General features: G+C 60.9%; 17 protein-coding genes. 7 read left to right on the forward strand and 10 right to left on the reverse strand.

Features of this window, described 5'->3' with window-relative positions:
* Positions 1 to 70: 70 nt before the first annotated feature.
* The 3 genes from FHT84_RS21115 to FHT84_RS21125 all read left to right on the forward strand — a co-directional run bounded on the left by FHT84_RS21115 (position 71) and on the right by FHT84_RS21125 (position 2820).
* Entirely contained in the window at positions 71 to 964 is an 894-nt protein-coding gene (locus tag FHT84_RS21115; RefSeq protein ID WP_112343266.1) for a LysR family transcriptional regulator, read from the forward strand.
* A 90-nt stretch (positions 965 to 1054) separates the two neighbouring features.
* Positions 1055 to 1714 carry a DUF1007 family protein gene (locus FHT84_RS21120; RefSeq protein WP_169645759.1) on the forward strand — a complete coding sequence of 220 codons (660 nt, stop codon included), beginning with the start codon at positions 1055 to 1057 and terminating at the stop codon, positions 1712 to 1714.
* A complete protein-coding gene (locus FHT84_RS21125; protein ID WP_183764785.1) occupies positions 1708 to 2820 on the forward strand; it encodes a nickel/cobalt transporter in 1113 nt (370 codons plus the stop codon). The genes FHT84_RS21120 and FHT84_RS21125 overlap by 7 nt, the downstream gene beginning before the upstream one ends.
* A gap of 38 nt (positions 2821 to 2858) precedes the next feature.
* Here FHT84_RS21125 and FHT84_RS21130 read toward each other — a convergent pair whose 3' ends face one another.
* The 3 genes from FHT84_RS21130 to FHT84_RS21140 form a co-directional block, all read right to left on the reverse strand.
* Positions 2859 to 3074 carry a hypothetical protein gene (locus FHT84_RS21130; RefSeq protein WP_112343263.1) on the reverse strand — a complete coding sequence of 72 codons (216 nt, stop codon included), beginning with the start codon at positions 3072 to 3074 and terminating at the stop codon, positions 2859 to 2861.
* Positions 3075 to 3154: 80 nt separating this feature from the next.
* Positions 3155 to 3868, reverse strand: a complete 714-nt coding sequence (locus tag FHT84_RS21135; protein WP_112343262.1) for a tellurite resistance TerB family protein — start codon at positions 3866 to 3868, stop codon at positions 3155 to 3157.
* Between the two features lie 128 nt (positions 3869 to 3996).
* Positions 3997 to 4635, reverse strand: coding sequence for a 2-dehydro-3-deoxy-phosphogluconate aldolase (locus FHT84_RS21140; RefSeq protein ID WP_183764782.1), 639 nt, complete (start codon positions 4633 to 4635; stop codon positions 3997 to 3999).
* A 158-nt stretch (positions 4636 to 4793) separates the two neighbouring features.
* Between FHT84_RS21140 and FHT84_RS21145 the strand changes: the two genes are divergently transcribed.
* From FHT84_RS21145 to FHT84_RS21155, 3 genes are all read left to right on the forward strand, one after another.
* Complete coding sequence (locus FHT84_RS21145; protein WP_113250041.1) at positions 4794 to 5279, forward strand: CYTH domain-containing protein; 486 nt, start codon at positions 4794 to 4796, stop codon at positions 5277 to 5279.
* 155 nt (positions 5280 to 5434) lie between these two features.
* Positions 5435 to 6166, forward strand: coding sequence for a CHAD domain-containing protein (locus FHT84_RS21150; protein ID WP_348647380.1), 732 nt, complete (start codon positions 5435 to 5437; stop codon positions 6164 to 6166).
* Between the two features lie 271 nt (positions 6167 to 6437).
* On the forward strand, positions 6438 to 7379 hold the full coding sequence (locus FHT84_RS21155) for a rhodanese-related sulfurtransferase (RefSeq protein WP_183764779.1): 942 nt from the start codon (positions 6438 to 6440) through the stop codon (positions 7377 to 7379).
* Positions 7380 to 7415: 36 nt separating this feature from the next.
* Here the strand turns inward: FHT84_RS21155 and FHT84_RS21160 are convergent, their stop codons facing one another.
* The 3 genes from FHT84_RS21160 to FHT84_RS21170 form a co-directional block, all read right to left on the reverse strand.
* Positions 7416 to 9626 carry an EAL domain-containing protein gene (locus FHT84_RS21160; protein WP_145644463.1) on the reverse strand — a complete coding sequence of 737 codons (2211 nt, stop codon included), beginning with the start codon at positions 9624 to 9626 and terminating at the stop codon, positions 7416 to 7418.
* 108 nt (positions 9627 to 9734) lie between these two features.
* Positions 9735 to 10283, reverse strand: coding sequence for an NADPH-dependent FMN reductase (locus FHT84_RS21165; RefSeq protein ID WP_183764776.1), 549 nt, complete (start codon positions 10281 to 10283; stop codon positions 9735 to 9737).
* A 165-nt stretch (positions 10284 to 10448) separates the two neighbouring features.
* Complete coding sequence (locus FHT84_RS21170) at positions 10449 to 11822, reverse strand: GH1 family beta-glucosidase (RefSeq protein ID WP_183764774.1); 1374 nt, start codon at positions 11820 to 11822, stop codon at positions 10449 to 10451.
* Between the two features lie 233 nt (positions 11823 to 12055).
* On the opposite strand from FHT84_RS21170, the gene FHT84_RS21175 reads away from it, so the two are divergent.
* The gene (locus FHT84_RS21175; protein ID WP_112343254.1) at positions 12056 to 12460 is read left to right on the forward strand and encodes a DoxX family protein; all 405 of its coding nucleotides are present in this window, start codon (positions 12056 to 12058) and stop codon (positions 12458 to 12460) included.
* A 46-nt stretch (positions 12461 to 12506) separates the two neighbouring features.
* On the opposite strand, the gene FHT84_RS21180 is transcribed toward FHT84_RS21175, so the two are convergent.
* The 4 genes from FHT84_RS21180 to FHT84_RS21195 all read right to left on the reverse strand — a co-directional run bounded on the left by FHT84_RS21180 (position 12507) and on the right by FHT84_RS21195 (position 17225).
* The gene (locus FHT84_RS21180) at positions 12507 to 13694 is read right to left on the reverse strand and encodes a Gfo/Idh/MocA family oxidoreductase (protein ID WP_183764771.1); all 1188 of its coding nucleotides are present in this window, start codon (positions 13692 to 13694) and stop codon (positions 12507 to 12509) included.
* 192 nt (positions 13695 to 13886) lie between these two features.
* On the reverse strand, positions 13887 to 14939 hold the full coding sequence (locus FHT84_RS21185; RefSeq protein ID WP_112343252.1) for a sugar phosphate isomerase/epimerase: 1053 nt from the start codon (positions 14937 to 14939) through the stop codon (positions 13887 to 13889).
* Positions 14940 to 15197: 258 nt separating this feature from the next.
* Complete coding sequence (locus FHT84_RS21190; protein WP_112343251.1) at positions 15198 to 16145, reverse strand: substrate-binding domain-containing protein; 948 nt, start codon at positions 16143 to 16145, stop codon at positions 15198 to 15200.
* A 69-nt stretch (positions 16146 to 16214) separates the two neighbouring features.
* Complete coding sequence (locus FHT84_RS21195; RefSeq protein WP_183764768.1) at positions 16215 to 17225, reverse strand: ABC transporter permease; 1011 nt, start codon at positions 17223 to 17225, stop codon at positions 16215 to 16217.
* Positions 17226 to 17259 lie beyond the last annotated feature (34 nt).

The following is a 17259-nucleotide window of genomic DNA, read 5'->3' on the forward strand; positions in this document are numbered from 1 at the left end:
CGAAAAAAATAATTGAACAAATCGAAGCATTTTGTTCAACATCCGGAAACAGTTAGCGGGAGGCTTCACCATGGACACTTTGACCCGGATTCGCGCCTTCATCGACGTGGTCGAAGCCGAAGGATTTTCAGCGGCTGCGCGCAAGACCGGCCGCTCCAAGGCGCTCTTGTCGAAATATGTCCGCGAGCTGGAGGACGAACTCGGCGCGCTGCTCTTGAACCGCACCACGCGTCAATTCTCCATGACGGAAGCCGGCCATACCTATTATCGGACCGCCTCCGATATCCTGAAGGAGATCGACAACCTTGCCGACCTCGTGCGCGAGAACAACCAGCAGCTTAAAGGCCGGCTGCGCGTCTCCGTGCCGCGCACCTTCGTCGACGCCGATGTCGGGCAATCGCTGATCGACTTTGCCAAGGAAAATCCCGATCTCGCGCTGGAAATCTCTGCCGACGACCGTTTTGTCGATCTGATCGAGGAAGGCTTCGATGTCGCCGTGCGCATCACCAAGCTCGAGGATTCCGGCATGATCGCCCGCAAGATCTCGGACTTCCGCATCCATCTCTGCGCAACCCCGGCGTTCCTCGAGCGCTATCCGACGCTGGAGCATCCGAGCGATCTTGCCCGCGTGCCTTTCATCATCGATACCAACACCCGCTCACAAGGCAATATCCGCTTCGTCGATGCCGACAGCACCACTTTCAACGTCGCCATCAACGGCACGCTCGAAGTCAACAGCCCGCATGCGACGTTGCGCGCAGCTCTTGCCGATCTCGGCATCGCCATCGTCCCGGATTTCATCGGCCGCCAGGCGATCGAAAGCGGGCAATTGCTGACATTGTTCAACGACTATCTTCCGACCGATCGCGGCATCTATGCCGTCTATCCGCACCGGCGCTATCTGCCGGCCAAGGTGCGCATCTTTGTGGACTATCTGCACAACTGGTTCCGCAAGAACGGCTGAACGCCCGAGCTTGGCCGCCCGGTCCCAATTCCGTCTCATTTCCTGACCAGAAAACGAAGTGAATCAATGCTCGCGAAACCTATCGGACGCATGAGAAAATCCACGACCGCCTACGCTGTTGCCCTGACCGGCGGCCTGCTGCTCGTGCCCGCCGCAGCATCGGCGCATCCGCATATTTTCGTGGAAGCCCGCCTGGAAGTGCTGGCCGGCGCGGATGGCAATGTGCAGGAACTGCGCAACGTCTGGCGGTTCGATGAAGTATTCTCTTCCTCGGTGCTGATGGATTTCGACAAGAACACCAATCTGAAGCTCGACCCGGACGAGCTGAAGGAGGTTGGCAAGACGGTGCGCGAGTCGCTTGCCGACTACGACTATTACACGAACCTGACGCTGAACGGTAAAGTGATCAAGGTGAACAAGCCTGACGTCATCAATGTCGATTATCGCGATGGCCAGCTCCTGATGTTCTTCGCCGTCAAGCCTTCCGAGCCGATGCCGCTTGCCAAGGGCAACAAGCTGAGCTTCGGCATCTACGATCCGACGCTCTACACCTCAGTCGATTTCCCGAGCGACAATGAACTGGTGACGGAGGGCGATGCCTTCAAAAGCTGTACGCAGAAGGTCGTTCGCCCCAATCCGGACGAGGTTATCGCCGAAAACAGATCGACATTGACGGATGCCTTCTTCAACGATCCGACGGGAACGACCATGTCGAAACTCTTCGCAACGCGGATAGACGTCGAATGCTGACTTCGAGACTGAGGAAGCTCGCTCCGGCCGCGGTACTCGCCCTTTTGGCGGCCGCCGGTCTGGCGCATGCCGCAGGCTCTCCGCTCGGCATCGGCACGGCGGAGCCGAGCTTCCAGCCGATTGGCGGCCCGCTTGCCCCGATCTTCCTCTATGTGAACTACGAACAGCAAGCCTTCTATCGCGCGCTTACCAGATCCATCGAGGCCATGCGCCAGGATCCCTGGCAACTCTGGACGCTGATCGGCCTTTCCTTCGCCTATGGTATCTTCCATGCCGCCGGTCCGGGCCACGGCAAGGCTGTCATCTCCTCCTACATGGTCGCCAACGAGATCGAGCTGAAGCGCGGCATCGGCATCTCGTTCGTTTCCGCGCTCATTCAGGGCCTCGTTGCCGTCCTTGTCGTCGGCGCCGCCTATTTCGTCCTGCGTGGTTCCGGCATCACCATGACGATGGCGACCAACGCCATGGAGATCACCAGCTTCGTCATGGTCATCCTGTTCGGCAGCTGGCTCTTGTTCCGCAAGCTGCGGGCAATGATGCAGAGCCGGGCGCAGCGTCAGGAAATGCAGCTCGCGACATCGGCGGGGCCAATCAGTGTTTCGCTGTTCGAGGGGGCCGCGACGGGCACGGATTCGACGAGAGGTTTTGCGCGCAGCGGCGCCGTCATGTCCACTGCCGGCGGCTATCAATGCTACGATCCCGCCCATGCGGCCGGCGATGGCGCTTATTGCGAGACCTGCGGCCACGCCCATCTTCCCGATCCGAAGATGCTGTCGAATGAAAAATTCAGTGTCCGCGAAGCCTGGTCGGCCATCATCGCCGTTGGACTGCGACCGTGCTCTGGCGCCCTGCTGGTCATGACCTTTTCGATGCTGAACGGGCTCTATCTCGGCGGGCTTCTGTCCGTGCTGGCCATGTCCATCGGCACGGCGCTGACCGTCTCGCTGCTTGCCATGATCGCCGTCTTCGCAAAAGGCACCGCCGTCCGTTTCACGGGCAAGGGCTCGAGGCTTTCGGCCTGGGTGGGCAATGGTATCGAAATTCTCGGTGCGCTGCTGGTCATCTGCACGGGCGTCATTCTGCTCGGCGCCTCACTGCAGAACTGAGCGATTTCGGAGGATTCGGGAAAGCCTTACGCTAGAGCTTACGGCCCATTGCGCCGCTGGTACCGGGCTCTCAGCCAGAACACCAGGAAGAAGGCCAGGATGACCAATACGCCGAAGCTCGTGCCGAGCCATGGCGAAATCGAGCCGAGCCAGACGATGACATTCGGCATCAGGTAAAGCGCGACCGTCGCCGCCACCAAAATAATGCCGGCGGCGATCGCCGCCGAGCGGGTGTCGCTTTTCTTGTCCGTCAATCGCCGATCCCCAGCACGCCATGAAATGTTTCGGCGAAGGCTTAGGCCAGCCGCCGCCGAAAGGCAACCAGCGCTATCTATCAGAGTGGGACTTTGGCACCAGCGACCGTCGCCTCGATATGGTCGACCAAGGCGTCGGCCAAACCGAGCCTGCCGGCCAGCAGATCGAGATAGCCGCGCTCGGCCCGAGAATCCGGCTCAATCGCGAGCCGCGACGCGGTATAGACCTGTACCCGCTGCTCTTCGGTCTTCGCCGAGGCGACGATCGCGTCAAGATCGACGGGATTGGCAAGCTCGCGCTGGAAGAAGGCTTCCGCCTCCGACCCGACACCGGCCTCGTGCACCTTGCCGAGAATGCGCTGACGCTCCGCATCGTCGATATGGCCATCGGCACGGGCGGCCGCGATCATCGCCCGCACCAGCGAAAGCGTAAAATCATTGCTGGCGATGGCAGGCGCTGTGCTGAAGCCGGAATCTGACGGCGGCGGCAGGAACTGCGGCTCGGCCTGCTGGGTCGATTGGGGTGCCGGCTGCGGCTGATTGCCATCGCGGTAATTCTTGTAGGCTTGATAGCCAAGTCCGGCGATGGCGGCGAGGCCGCCGAGCGCCAGCGCATTGCCGGCAACCTGGCGTCCGGTCTTCGTCCCCAGCAGCACGCCGGCGATCGCGCTCGTCGCCATCGGATTATCCCTGGCGAGATTGATGGCCTGGGTTGCCCTGTCCTTCACGGTCCCCTGCACTCCCGGAACCTGTGATCCCAGGAATTGGTCAAGAAGCTTGCGGGCGTCGATCATATGGATGGTCCTCCGTCCTTGTGATGGTGAGAGGGAGATAGGAAGCGCAACCGCAAATACCAATCCATAGAATCTAAAAAGGCGCGCAGAAGGCTGCGCGCCTTTACAATTGAACGGAAGCGATCGTCTCAGCCCTTGAGCGTGGCAGCCTCGGCGGCAAGCTTGGTGATGCCGGCCCAGTCGCCTGATGCAACCAGTTCCTTCGGTGCCACCCAGGAGCCGCCGACGCAGATGACGTTCGGCAGCGACAGATAATCATGGGCATTCTTCAGCGAAATGCCGCCGGTCGGGCAGAAGACCGTGCCTGCGAGCGGCGAGGACAAGGCCTTGAGATAGGAGGCGCCGCCGGCCTGCTCGGCCGGGAAGAACTTGAGCACCGTATAGCCCTCCTCCCGCAGCGCCATGACTTCGCTTGCGGTCGCGGCACCCGGCAGCAGCGGCACATGCGAGGAGCGCGCAGCGTCCAGCAGTTCCTGGGTCGTGCCGGGGCTGACGATGAACTTGGAACCGGCTTCGACGGCCGCATCCCACTGGCTGACATTGAGGATCGTACCGGCGCCGACTTCGGCCCCTTCCACCTCTTCGGCGACCGCACGGATGGCATCGAGCGCGCCGGCCGTGCGCAGCGTGATCTCGATGGCCTTCAGACCGCCGGCAACGAGCGCCCGTGCGAGCGGCACGGCCGATTTCGCATCATCGACGATCAGCACCGGAACGACGGGCTGCAGTTTCAGAATGGAAAGAAGCTTTTCGGTTTTCTCGCCCATGGTCGGTGCGCTCCTTTAAAACGATTGAAACCGGCTCTCGAATAACCTCCCCGAGAATGCTTGTCGAGACAAAAGCATGCTTTGGACAGGACGGGTAGGAATTCGTCGTGACATACTATAGTCTGCCGCGGTCTGTGCCAGTGGAGCATGTTAAACGCATGGCAAAAGAGATCGAGCGAAAGTTTCTGGTGCGCGGCGATCATTGGCGTGATTACGCTTCGGAGAAGCTGATCCTGCGACAAGGATATATTGCCTCCATGAACGACCGCTCCGTGCGGATAAGGCTGACGAACGAAACCACGGCGACTTTGACGATCAAGATCGGCAAGGCGATGACGAGGGATGAATTCGAGTACGAGATCCCCGTCGATGAGGCCGAGGAGCTTCTGGGAACGGCGGTCGGCCTCGTCATCGAGAAGACCCGCCACAAGGTGCCCTTCAAGGGATTTGTCTGGGAGGTGGATGTCTTTCGCGGCGCCCATCGCGGTCTTGTGATCGCCGAAGTGGAGATGGAAGACGAAAGCGATGATCCGGAACTGCCGGACTGGATCGGCCGCGAAGTGACCGGCGAATACCGCTACTCCAATCAGGCTCTCGCGACCCAGTTCGAACAGGAGTACGATGAGCTATCGCGTACGGCCTGACCGGGCTCTTGATGGCGAGGTGCACAAAGCCGCCGCGCATCAACTCGGCAAAGCGATAGCTGTTCTGACGGATAGGCCCCAAGGTCTGCACGAAGCGGTTCACGCCGCGCGCAAGAACATCAAGCGCGTGCGCGCTTTACCGTCTGATAGCGCCGATTGCGCGCGAATTTCAACAGCACGAGAATGACCGGCTTCGTGACATGGCCCGCTCGCTTTCAGGCCTACGCGACGCGACCGCGCTGATTGAGGCCAGCCATTACCTGCAGACGACGGCGAAATCCGAAGATGAACTGCAGGCGCTTAGCCGAGTAACCGATGTTCTGACCAGCAAGCGCGACCGCCTCGCCGAGGCCGAGACCGATCTCGAAAGCAAGGCACGGCTGGCAATCACCACCTGCAACGAGGCGCTCGAGACGTTGAAGGATATATCATTCGAGGCTGGGCGGCGCGACACGGCCCGTCTTTTCCAGAAGGGGTGGCGCAAGAATCTCCGCAAGGCGGTGCAGGCGCTTTCCGAGTGCCATGTGGAAGCGGCCCATGCCGAGTGCTTTCACGATCTGCGCAAGCGCAGTCAGGATTACTGGATGCATCACATGCTGCTACGCGACGTCTGGCCGGCCGCCATGCATGCCAAGCAGCTGGAGGCCAAGATATTGGTCGATGTGCTCGGCCGCTATCTCGACATGTCGATGCTGGCGGATGTCGCGGATCGCGAGCCGCATCTCTTCAACGGGAGCGACGATCACGCGCGCCTGCTGGAGGCGATCATTTCCCGGCAGCAGGCGGCCCGTGAGGAAGCGCTGAACCGGGCGCGTTGGGTCTTTGCAGACAAGCCCAAGCGCGAGGCACGAACCATAAAGCGCCTCTGGCTGGAGGCGGTGGATTGAGGCGGATAAGACCCCTCACCCGCCCTCGTGCTTCGAGGCTTCGGCCCTGAGCGCCTACGCACCTCAGCATGAGGGCTGGTCATCGGCGCCCGGCGCGTCACTGCGGAGCACTGTCTGAAGCTCAAAGGCCGCTCCACTCTCATTCTGAGCCCGTCGAAGGACGAGGGTGGCCCCGGTGGCGATGCCTCGAAGGATCGAGGCTGCCAGGTCGCATAGTTTCAAAATACGAATCCCGATTGCCTGAAAGCCCACAAAATTGTATTTCCCCGCCATGACCGACAAGCTTTCAGATCCACGGCGCGACGCGACCGGCGCATTCCTCGTTGCCGCGCTCTATCATTTCGTTTCCTTTCCGCGCTTCGAAATCCTGCGCGAGCCTTTGCTTGCGCTCTGCGAGGAAAATGGCGTCAAGGGCACGTTGCTGCTTGCGCATGAAGGGATCAACGGTACCATCGCCGGCACGGATGCTGCCATCGGCGCAGTCCTTGCCTTCCTGCGCGCCCAGCCGGAATTTGCCGGCCTGGAGCACAAGGAAAGCCGCGCGTCGAAAATGCCGTTCGTGCGCATGAAAGTGAAGCTCAAGAAAGAGATCGTCACCATGGGCGTCGAGCATATCGACCCCACCAAGGTCGTCGGAACCTATGTCGCGCCGAAGGACTGGAACGCACTGATCTCCGATCCCGATACGATCGTCATCGATACCCGCAACGACTATGAGACCGCCATCGGTGTCTTCAAGGGCGCGGTTGACCCGAAGACCAAGACCTTCCGCGAATTTCCCGATTGGGTGCGCGACAATACCGGCCTGCACAACAAGCCGAAGATCGCCATGTACTGCACCGGCGGCATCCGCTGCGAGAAGGCGACCGCTTTCATGAAGCAGCAGGGCTTCGACGAGGTCTATCACCTCAAGGGCGGCATCCTGAAATATCTGGAGGAAGTGCCGGCGGAAGAAAGCCTCTGGGAAGGCGCCTGCTTCGTCTTCGATGAGCGCGTCTCCGTCGAACACGGCCTGAAGGAAGGCAATCACAAGCTCTGTCACGCCTGCCGCAATCCCATTACATCAGAGGAAGTGACCTCGCCCTTCTACGAAGCCGGTGTATCCTGCAGCCATTGCTATCACGAGCGCAGTGAAGAGGATCGCGAACGTTATCGCGAAAGGCAGCGGCAGATCGCGCTCGCCCGCAAGCGCGGCCACGAGCATATCGGCTGACGCAATTCCAGGAAAAGCGGAAATGCTTTGGGCATATCAGGCCGCGGCATGCTCCTCGCCCAGCTCTACCGCCATCTGCACGGCAAGCCGCTTGCTGATCTCGGTTTCCGGCATCGGCTTTCCGTAGAAATAGCCCTGCAGCTCGTCGCAGCCGAAGCCTTCCAGCGCCCTTCCCTGCGCCTCGGTCTCGATACCTTCGGCGGTCACGGGAATATCGAGTGAACGGGCCAATGCCACCGTCGCCTGCAGCATTTCACGGGCGCGGTCGTCTTCGAGCACATTCATGGTCAGTGAGCGATCGATCTTGATGCGATCGAAGCCGAACTGGCGCAGATAGCCGATAGAGGAGAAACCGGAGCCGAAATCGTCGAGGGCCACCTTGACCCCGAGTGTCTTCAGCCGCTCGATCGACTGGCGGGTGCGCTCCGGATTCTGGATGATGTAGCCTTCGGTAATTTCCAGCGTTACCCGCTCGGCCTCTATCCCCGTCCCGTTCAGTACGCTGCGGACGTAGTCGGCAAAGGCAGGATTGCGGAATTGACCCGGCGATACATTGACGGCGATGCGAAGATCCGGCCATTGCCGCGCGGCTTCACAGGCCTTGCGCAGGACGAGCAGCCCCAGCGCCTCGATCAGACCGCTGGTTTCAGCAATGGGAATGAAGACCTCTGGTGAAATCGGGCCGTGACCGGGACGGTTCCAGCGCACGAGCGCTTCGACACCGATCATTTCGCAGCTCGATGCCTCGACCAGAGGCTGATAGGCGAGCGTCAGCTCTTCCATCTCGATGGCACGGCGCAGATCGAGTTCAAGCGCGTTGCGCTCCTCGCGATGGGCATCCATGGCCGTGTCGTAGCAGGTCATGCGGGCGCGGCCCGCCTCCTTGGCCTTGTACATGGCAAGATCGGCACGCCGCACCAGTTCCTCTCTGTCGATCCGGCCTTCCGGCGAACTCGCTATGCCGATGCTGGTGCCGACGACGACCACCCGCCGGCCGATTTCCAAGGGCTCGGAGAGAAAATCCAGGATCTGTTCCGCCAGCTGCAAGGCAGGCGCGTCGTTGAGTTCCTTCGTCGGAAAGACGATGGCGAATTCGTCTCCTCCAACCCTGGCCAGCGCCGCCTGTGGCGGCACAAGCACGCTGAGGCCTGCCGCCACGGCGCGAATGAGCTGATCGCCCGTGCCATGCCCATAGGAATCGTTGATTTCCTTGAAACCATCGAGATCGAGATAGAGAAGCAGAACATTGGTGCCGTCGCTGCGCGCCCGTTCGACCAGCCGGTCCACATCGAGCCGCAACCCCTCCCGATTGAGAAGACCGCTCAACCTGTCACGCAGTGAAACCTGACGCGCCTGAACCTCCTCCGACCGCAACCTGCGCCCAGCCAACGACCCCAAGATCAGCAGCACGACGAAGAACAGGCCGACAAGGCCGAGCGCGCCGAGCACCAGCGGCCGGACCTTTTGGTAGCTCATGTCGCCCGGTTCGCGCGAGCTCCAGACCAGCCGCCCCAGCGACTTGCCTAAGGGATCGACGATGGAAACCGCATAGCGAGCCACGGTTTCCGGCGGCATCAGCGTCAGGCCGCTGATGACATAGGTGTTGGAAAGCATCTTGATGCGGGCAGCGTCGAGATAACGCACGAGGATCAGGTAACGACGCTGGCCTTGCGGCGCGGGAATGCGGCCGGATCTTTCGCGGATGGTCGCCGCGCCGGCGGCGGCGATACCATCCCTGGTCATGATGTAACCCGAGGCTTCCGGCACACCGGTCACGCGCGTGGTGCGCGCCTGATCGACCAGGGCCCAAATGGCGGTGCCGAGGACGTCTTCGATATTCTCCGTCAACGGCACGCCGTCGTGATAGGCAATGATAGGCTTGTTGTGGTCGTCGACAATAACGGCGGTATCGAACAGCGCGCCGTCGGAGGAGATGTCGCCGTAATTGCCGGCGATCCAGCCCCGGTCGTTCGTCCCGTAGACGCTTCGCGCCGCATCGTTGCGCGCGGAATGATCATGCAGCGTCGCTTCCAGCTGCCCCTGGAAGGTTTTCAGGGCGCCGACGGTCGTCTCCCAGGAACGTTCGTCATCCAGCTTGTTGGAGTAATCGGCGACGCGGCCGATTGCGGTCAGCACCATCAGGGTCACGACGGCAACCACAAGAGCAAAGGAAATCAAAACGGCCGTCACAATGGAATGACGACCGATCTGTGTCGCTTGCCGCAATGAATTGAAAGTTGCTCCCACGCCTTTTCTCCTTGGCACGGAAGTCTGCCGTCAGGTCTTCAACAAACGGTTAAGGCGTATCGGAGATTCCTACAGGAATGGGTTGCATATTTGCCGAAGCCGGAAAAATCATGCTCTGGTGGCAATCGTTTGCGCGAAACGGCTGAGACCCCCGGACAGGAGGCCGTTTTCGTGCGCCTCCAGAAGCATGGCCGCCTGTGCCTCATCGCTCTTGCCCGCAATCGGCAAGCGCAGGAAAGCGTCGGCCACGATGTGCAGCGACATGGTCTGCAGGACCTCGGTCAGCTGTGCTAGGACAAGATCGCCGCGATGGGAAGCATGGGCGAGCATCAACGGCTTGAACGGCACTTCGTCGCGCGACACCAGCCAATCCAGCGCATTCTTGAAGCCGCCGGGAATACCATGAGCATATTCGGGGCAGGACACGATCAGACCATCCGCCTTACGGATCTCGGCTGCAAATCTCTCGACCACGGGCGGCGTCCTCTCGCCCTCATCGTCGGGATTGAAGATCGGCAGAGCGCCGATCAGATCGCAGATGGCGATGCTGACGCCGTCAGGACAGGCGAGCTGCAGCGCCTGCAGCAGCCTGCGGCTGGTCGAGGCCTGCCGTTGACTGCCGCAAAGCGCGTAAAGAAAAATCGGCCGTTGGGTCATGCGCGATATTTATCAGGCTTTACCGATTCAAGCGACCGACACCCTCCCCTTGAGGGGGAGGGTCGGACCGCAGGTCCGGGGTGGGGTGACCCCCGCGTTCACCCCAGAAATCACCCCCACCTGCGCGTTCCGCGCGACTTCCCCCTCAAGGAAGATGGAACCGCATCAAACCGCCTTGTGGTTGCCCTTCGGAAACTGCGAAGCGAGCTCGCGGTACCATTTGCCGCTCTTCTTGATCGTGCGCACCTGGGTCTCGTAATCGACATGCACGAGGCCGAAACGCATGCGATAGCCTTCCGCCCATTCGAAATTATCCATCAGGCTCCAGGCGAAGTAGCCGCGCATCGGATAGCCATCCTTGATGAGATCCGCGACGACACCGAGATGCTCGATATAATAATCGAGGCGCGGCTGGTCATCGACCTCGCCGTTGACGACGCCCATATTGTAGCAGGCACCGTTTTCGGTGATGTAGCACTCCGGCAGGTCGTAGCGCCTGTTGAGATCCTCGACGACGTGCTTCAGACCCGGCGAATAGACCTCCCAACCGATATCCGTTTTTACGTCGCTGACCGGCGGCGCCTCCTTCGTCCAGGGAAAATCGCCGCTCTTCGAGGCGTCGTCGGAGACGCGCATCGGCATGTAATAGTTCAAACCCCACCAATCGAGTTTCTGGTTGATGGTCTTCAGATCGCCGTCTTCGATGACAGGCATACGATCGCCGAGCGCCTCGACGAGCTCCTTCGGATACTCGCCCTTGAAGATCGGATCGAAGAAGGCGCCGTTGTGAAACTGATGCGCGCGTTCGACAGCGGCGGCATCTTCCGGGCGATCCGAGCCCGGCAGGATCGAAGCGGCATTCAGCACGATGCCGACCGGCACCTTCGGCGCCACGGAGCGGATCGCCTCGACGCCGAGACCATGGGCAAGGTTCATATAATGCATGGCATAGAGCGCCGCCTGCATGTTACGCTCGCCGGGTGCATGAACGCCATAGAGATGGCTCAGCCAGACGATGCACCAGGGCTCGTTGAAGGTGGCGACAGAGTCCAGACGGTCGCCGAGGCGGCCCATGACGGTCTTGGCATAGCGCTGGAAGGCATGCGCCGTCGAACGCGCCGTCCAGCCGCCGTCGCCGGCGAGCGCCAGCGGCAGATCCCAATGGTAGAGAGTCGCAAAGGTCTTGATCCCTCGCGCCTTGCAGCCATCGACGAGGCGATCATAGAAATCGAGGCCGGCTTCGTTCACGGGGCCGGTGCCTTCGGGAATGATGCGCGGCCAGGCGATCGAGAAGCGGTAGGCCTCGACGCCCATCTCCTTGATGAGATCGAGATCCTGCTCCAGACGGTTATAATGATCGCAGGCGACGTCACCATTATCGCGCTGATAGACGCGGCCCGGCATGTTGGCGAAAGCATCCCAGATAGATGGCTTACGGCCGTCGGCCTTGGTGGCACCTTCGATCTGGAACGCGGCAGTGGCAACGCCGAATGTGAAATCGCCTGGGAAGCGATCGGCAAGAAGCTTCGGATCGATCATGATGAAAATCCCGTCTGTTGTGGCTTCGTTGGCTGCGGTTTAGCCAACCCGGTTGGCAAAGTACAGCGTCGATTTGAGGAAACTGCAACGTTGCAGATGCCAAAAAATGCAGCCGGCTAACAGCTCTGTCCAGGCCACCCGCGGGCGATAACATCAATGTCAACAGTCGTGACTTGTCTTTTCGAAGTGGATCAATTGAGGGTGGTGCTCAACTCGACGACGAAAGGATAGAAATGCTCGCTGCTCTCCATACCCTCCACCCTTATCTGCTGAGCCTTCTGCGCATCGTCGCATCCCTTGTGCTGTTCAGCTATGGAACGCAGAAAATCCTGCATTTCCCAGCCGTCGAAAATGTGCCCGCCGTCGGATCGCTGCCCTGGATCGCCGGCCTGCTTGAGCTCACCCTTGGCTTCCTCGTCCTCATCGGCTTCCAGACGCGGATTGCTTCGTTCATTCTGTCGGGCCTGATGGCCTTCGCCTATTTCCTGCGCCACGCGCCGCAGAGCTTCTATCCCGCCCAGAATGGCGGAACGGCGGCTATCCTCTTCTGCTTCATCTTCCTGTTTCTCGTCGCCGCCGGCGCGGGCCCTCTGAGCGTCGATGCACTGACGAAGCGCAAACGGGACATCGCTGCCTGAATGAGCAGGTTCGAGGCGGTTCGCCCGCCTCGAACCTGCACCAAACCTAGAGCTTGACCCAGGCACCATTGCGCTTCGAGGACGCAACGCAAGCCTCGACGAAAGCCACGCCCTTCACGCCGTCATCGACGGTCGGATAGACCACGGCGGGATCGACCGCCACGCCCTTCTTTCGGGCATTGATGGCACGCGCAGCCTCAGTATAGATCGTTGCGAAAGCTTCCAGATAGCCTTCCGGATGGCCCGACGGGATGCGCGAGACGCGCGCCGCGGCCGCACCCGAGCCGGCGCCGTTGCGGGTAATCAGCCGCTTCGGCTCGCCAAACGGCGTGTACCAAAGATAGTTCGGATCGGCCTGCGTCCACTCGATGCCGCCCTTGGTGCCATAGACGCGGAGCTTCAGGCCATTCTCATGGCCCGGCGCCACCTGGCTGCACCAGAGCATGCCTTTCGCCGGTTTTTCCTTGCCCTTCGCCTTGAAACGCAGCAGCACATGGCCGTTGTCGTCGAGGCGACGTCCCTCAACGAAGCTGTCGAGATCGGCAGCAAGGCTATCGAGCTCGAGACCGGTGACGAAGGAAGCGAGATTATAGGCATGCGTGCCGATATCGCCGGTGGAACCGCCGGCGCCGGACTGAGAGGGGTCGGTACGCCATGCAGCCTGCTTCTGACCGGACTGCTCGATATTTTCCGTCAGCCAATCCTGCGGATATTCGGCCTGCACGATGCGGATATCGCCGAGCTCGCCGTTGGCGATCATCTCGCGCGCCTGACGGATCATCGGATAGCCGGTGTAATTATGCGTGAGGATGAAGAGCGCACCGCTTTCATCGGCCACCTTCTTCAGCTTCTTGGCATCGGCGAGATTGGAGGTCAGCGGCTTGTCGCAGATGACATGGATACCGCGCCGCAGGAATTCCTTGGCGGCGTCATAGTGCACATGGTTCGGCGTGACGATCGAAACCGCCTCGATGCCGTTCTTCAGCTTGGCTTCGCGAATTGCCATGTCACGATAACTGGAATAGGTGCGCGAGGGATCGAGACCGAGATCGCGGCCGGAAGCCTGAGCCTTGTCCGGCGAAGACGAGAGCGCGCCGGCGACGAGATCGAACTGGTCGTCAATGCGCGCGGCGATGCGATGCACAGCGCCGATGAATGCGCCGGCGCCACCGCCCACCATGCCAAGCCGGATGCGCGGCTCGCGCGTCTGTTCCGATGATCCTTCGATTGCCATTTTATCCTCCTGAATGAATGGAATTGTACTCACCTTCTCCCTGCGGGGAGAAGGTGGCCCGAAGGGTCGGATGAGGGGGGACTCAGCGGACACTGCCTTTCGCTTGTGGCTCAAGGCACTCGTCGCGACGCTCCTCGTCCCCCTCATCTGTCCTTCGGACATCTTCTCCCCGCCAGGGAGAAGAAAAAGAGATTACAGCCCCAGCATGCGCCGGTTCGCCGCCTGGTCCGTGCCGCTGCCCGCAAAATCGTCGAAGGCCTTTTCCGTGACGCGGATGATGTGCGCCTTGACGAATTCGGAACCTTCGCGGGCGCCGTCTTCGGGATGTTTCAGCGCGCATTCCCATTCGACCACGGCCCAGCCGTCAAAATTATTGGCGGTCATCTTCGAGAAGACGGCGCCGAAATCGACTTGGCCGTCGCCCAACGAACGGAAGCGGCCGGCACGCTCGACCCAGCCCTGATAACCGCCATAGACGCCCTGGCGCCCGGTCGGATTGAACTCCGCATCCTTAACGTGGAACATCTTGATGCGGTCCTTGTAGATGTCGATGTTCTCGAGATAATCGAGGCACTGCAAGACGTAGTGAGAGGGATCGTAGAGCATGTTGGCGCGCGGATGGTTCTTCACGCGCTCCAGGAACATCTCGAAGGTGATGCCATCATGCAGGTCTTCGCCCGGATGGATTTCGTAGCAGACGTCGACGCCGTTTTCGTCGGCATGGTTGAGGATCGGAGTCCAGCGGCGGGCAAGCTCTTCGAAGGCGGTCTCGACAAGGCCGGCCGGACGCTGCGGCCAGGGATAGATGAAGGGCCAGGCGAGCGCGCCGGAGAAGGTCGCATGCGCCTTGATGCCGAGATGCTTCGATGCCGTCAGCGCCATCTTCACCTGCTCGACCGCCCATTCCTGGCGCGCCTTCGGATTGCCCCGTACTTCCGGAGCGGCAAAACCGTCGAAGGCTTCATCATAAGCGGGATGCACGGCGACGAGCTGGCCCTGGAGGTGGGTGGAAAGCTCGGTGACCTCGACGCCATTGGCGCGAGCGACACCGGCAAATTCGTCGCAATAATCCTTGGAGGAGGCCGCCTTCTTCAGGTCGATGAGCTGGCTTGCCCAGGTCGGAACCTGCACGCCGATATAGCCGGCATCGGCAGCCCATTTCGTGATCGAATCCCACGAGTTGAATGGCGCCGCATCGCCGGCGAACTGGCCGAGAAACAGGCCTGGTCCCTTGATCGTCTTCATCTGTATTTCCTCCCTAATCGCGTTCTGTAAACGTTTCCGATGCCTTTCGGGCCCATATCCGAGGCGGCTGAGGTGCCGCAGCCTCCAAAAACTATAGGGTCGTCGGGCTGAAAGTCGAATGCCCCGTGACCTAATCACGGCCCGTCGCCGACGGCAAGAGGTACGTGCCGCAAAAATTACCGCAGGATGCGAAGCCAAGCGGCAGACGCATAAAAACGCCCGCCGGAACCGGCGGGCGCGTCTATCTGAATCAGCCGATCAGAATGGAGATTCGGCGAAGTAGAAGTCCTTGGCGTTGTCCTTTGTGACGAGCGTCGCATCGAGGATGTAATTGCCGCGAACCGGAACCTGATCATAGAAGTTGGCGGCGGTCAGCTCCATGGCGGTGCCGACCATTGCCGGTGGGTAGAGCACGTCGACGGGGATCAGCTTGTCGCCATCCATGACCTTCTTGATCATGTCCTTCGAGCCGGCGCCGGCGATGATATACTTGATATCGGTGCGCTTGGCCTGCTCGATTGCCTGCAGCACGCCGACAGCCATGTCGTCATCCTGGCACCAGACCACATCGATCTTCGGGAACTTGGTCAAGTAGTCCTGCATGACCTTGAAGGCGTCGTCGCGGTTCCAGTTGCCATACTGGCGGTCGAGAACCTTGACGTTCGAGCCGGCGATGCCCTTGTCGAAACCGTCCTGGCGCTGCTGATCGATCGGGATCGGCAGACCGCGGATGACGACAACCTGGGCATCCGGCGTATTGGCCTTGATGTATTCGCCTGCGACCTGGCCGAGCGCCGGATTGTTGCCGGCGACATAGAGGTCACGGACGGAATTGTCATTGTTGCTCGGCGCACGGTCGACCAGCGCCACGAACTTGCCCTTGTCCTTGACTTCCTTGATGGCGTTGACGAGCGGATCCGGATCCGACGGCAGGATCACGAGCGCATCGATACCCTGGGTCTCGAGGTCCTGTACCGCATTGGCCTGGCTCGCCGCATCAGGCGAGGTCTTGACGATGACGTTGAGTCCCGGATGCTCCGCCATCAAAAGCTTGGCGACGCGCTCGGCATGGAATACCACGCCCGAGGTCCAGCCGTGGTCGGCGGCCGGAATGGAAACGCCGATCGTTACCTTCTTGTCCTCGGCATGGACCGTGCCGGCCAGAGCCGCCATCACGACAGCCAAGCCTATGAGTCTCTTTCGCATGTTTCTTCCTCCCAGATAGAGACAGGGCCTTGTCACCAAGAACCGGGCGCCCCCTGACCCGGCTATTCGCTATTTGCGAGCAAGCGAGCGCTGAACCAGCATGGCGATGATGATGATCGCACCCTGGATGGCACTGAGCAGATACTCGCTGATGAAATTGGAAAGCAGCATGATGTTGCCGACCAGCTCAAGGATGAAGGCGCCGCAGATCGTGCCCCATACCCTGCCCGCCCCGCCCTTCAGCGCCGTGCCGCCGACGACCACGGCGGTGATCGCCTGCAGCTCCCATAGGCTGCCCGTCGTCGCCGACGTCGAACCAAGTCGCGGCACATAGAGAAGCACGGCGATCGACACGCACAGGCCCTGGATGACGAAGGCGATAGTGCGCACGCGGTTGACCGCCACGCCGGAATAGCGCGCAACATCGCGATTGGAACCGACGGCGATGACATGCCGCCCGTAGCGAGTGCGATAGAGAATGAAGGCCGCAATGCCGGTGACGACAAGAATGACCACGATCGGCACCGGCACGCCGAGCACCGAGCCATAATAGGCGGGCTTGTAGAGCGCCTGCAGATTCGCCGGCCGCAAGGTGATCGCACCGCCCTGCGACAGCCAGGTCGTCAAGCCGCGATAGACACCCATGGTGCCGAGGGTCGCAATGAACGGCTCGATCTTGCCCATGGTCGTGATGAGCCCGTTGGCAAGGCCGCACAGGAGGCCGGCGACGATCGAGAACAGCACGGCGGCTGCCAGCATCAGGGCGGGATCGGCGATGACACCCGAATTCATCAGGAGGATCATCAGGCTTGCGACGAAGGCAACCATCGCGCCGACAGACAAATCGAGATCACCCGCCGAGATGACGAAGGTGGCACCGACCGCGATGATGGCGATGAAGGCGCATCTCGTCGCGACATTGGTGAGATTGGTAATGCCGATGAAGTTCGGATTGACCAGCGCGCCTACGATCAGAAGCAGCACCAGCGCTGCAAACGGCGCCACGGCCCTGAGATCGACATCCCGCCAGGAGCGCCCCCGCCGACCGGCCTTTCCGCTACTGTCTTCACCCACGCTCATAACCAAAACCAACCTCCCGTCCCATGACTTCTGG

Source organism: Rhizobium sp. BK289, from assembly GCF_014193575.1.
In the GTDB taxonomy this organism is placed as follows: domain Bacteria; phylum Pseudomonadota; class Alphaproteobacteria; order Rhizobiales; family Rhizobiaceae; genus Rhizobium; species Rhizobium tropici_C.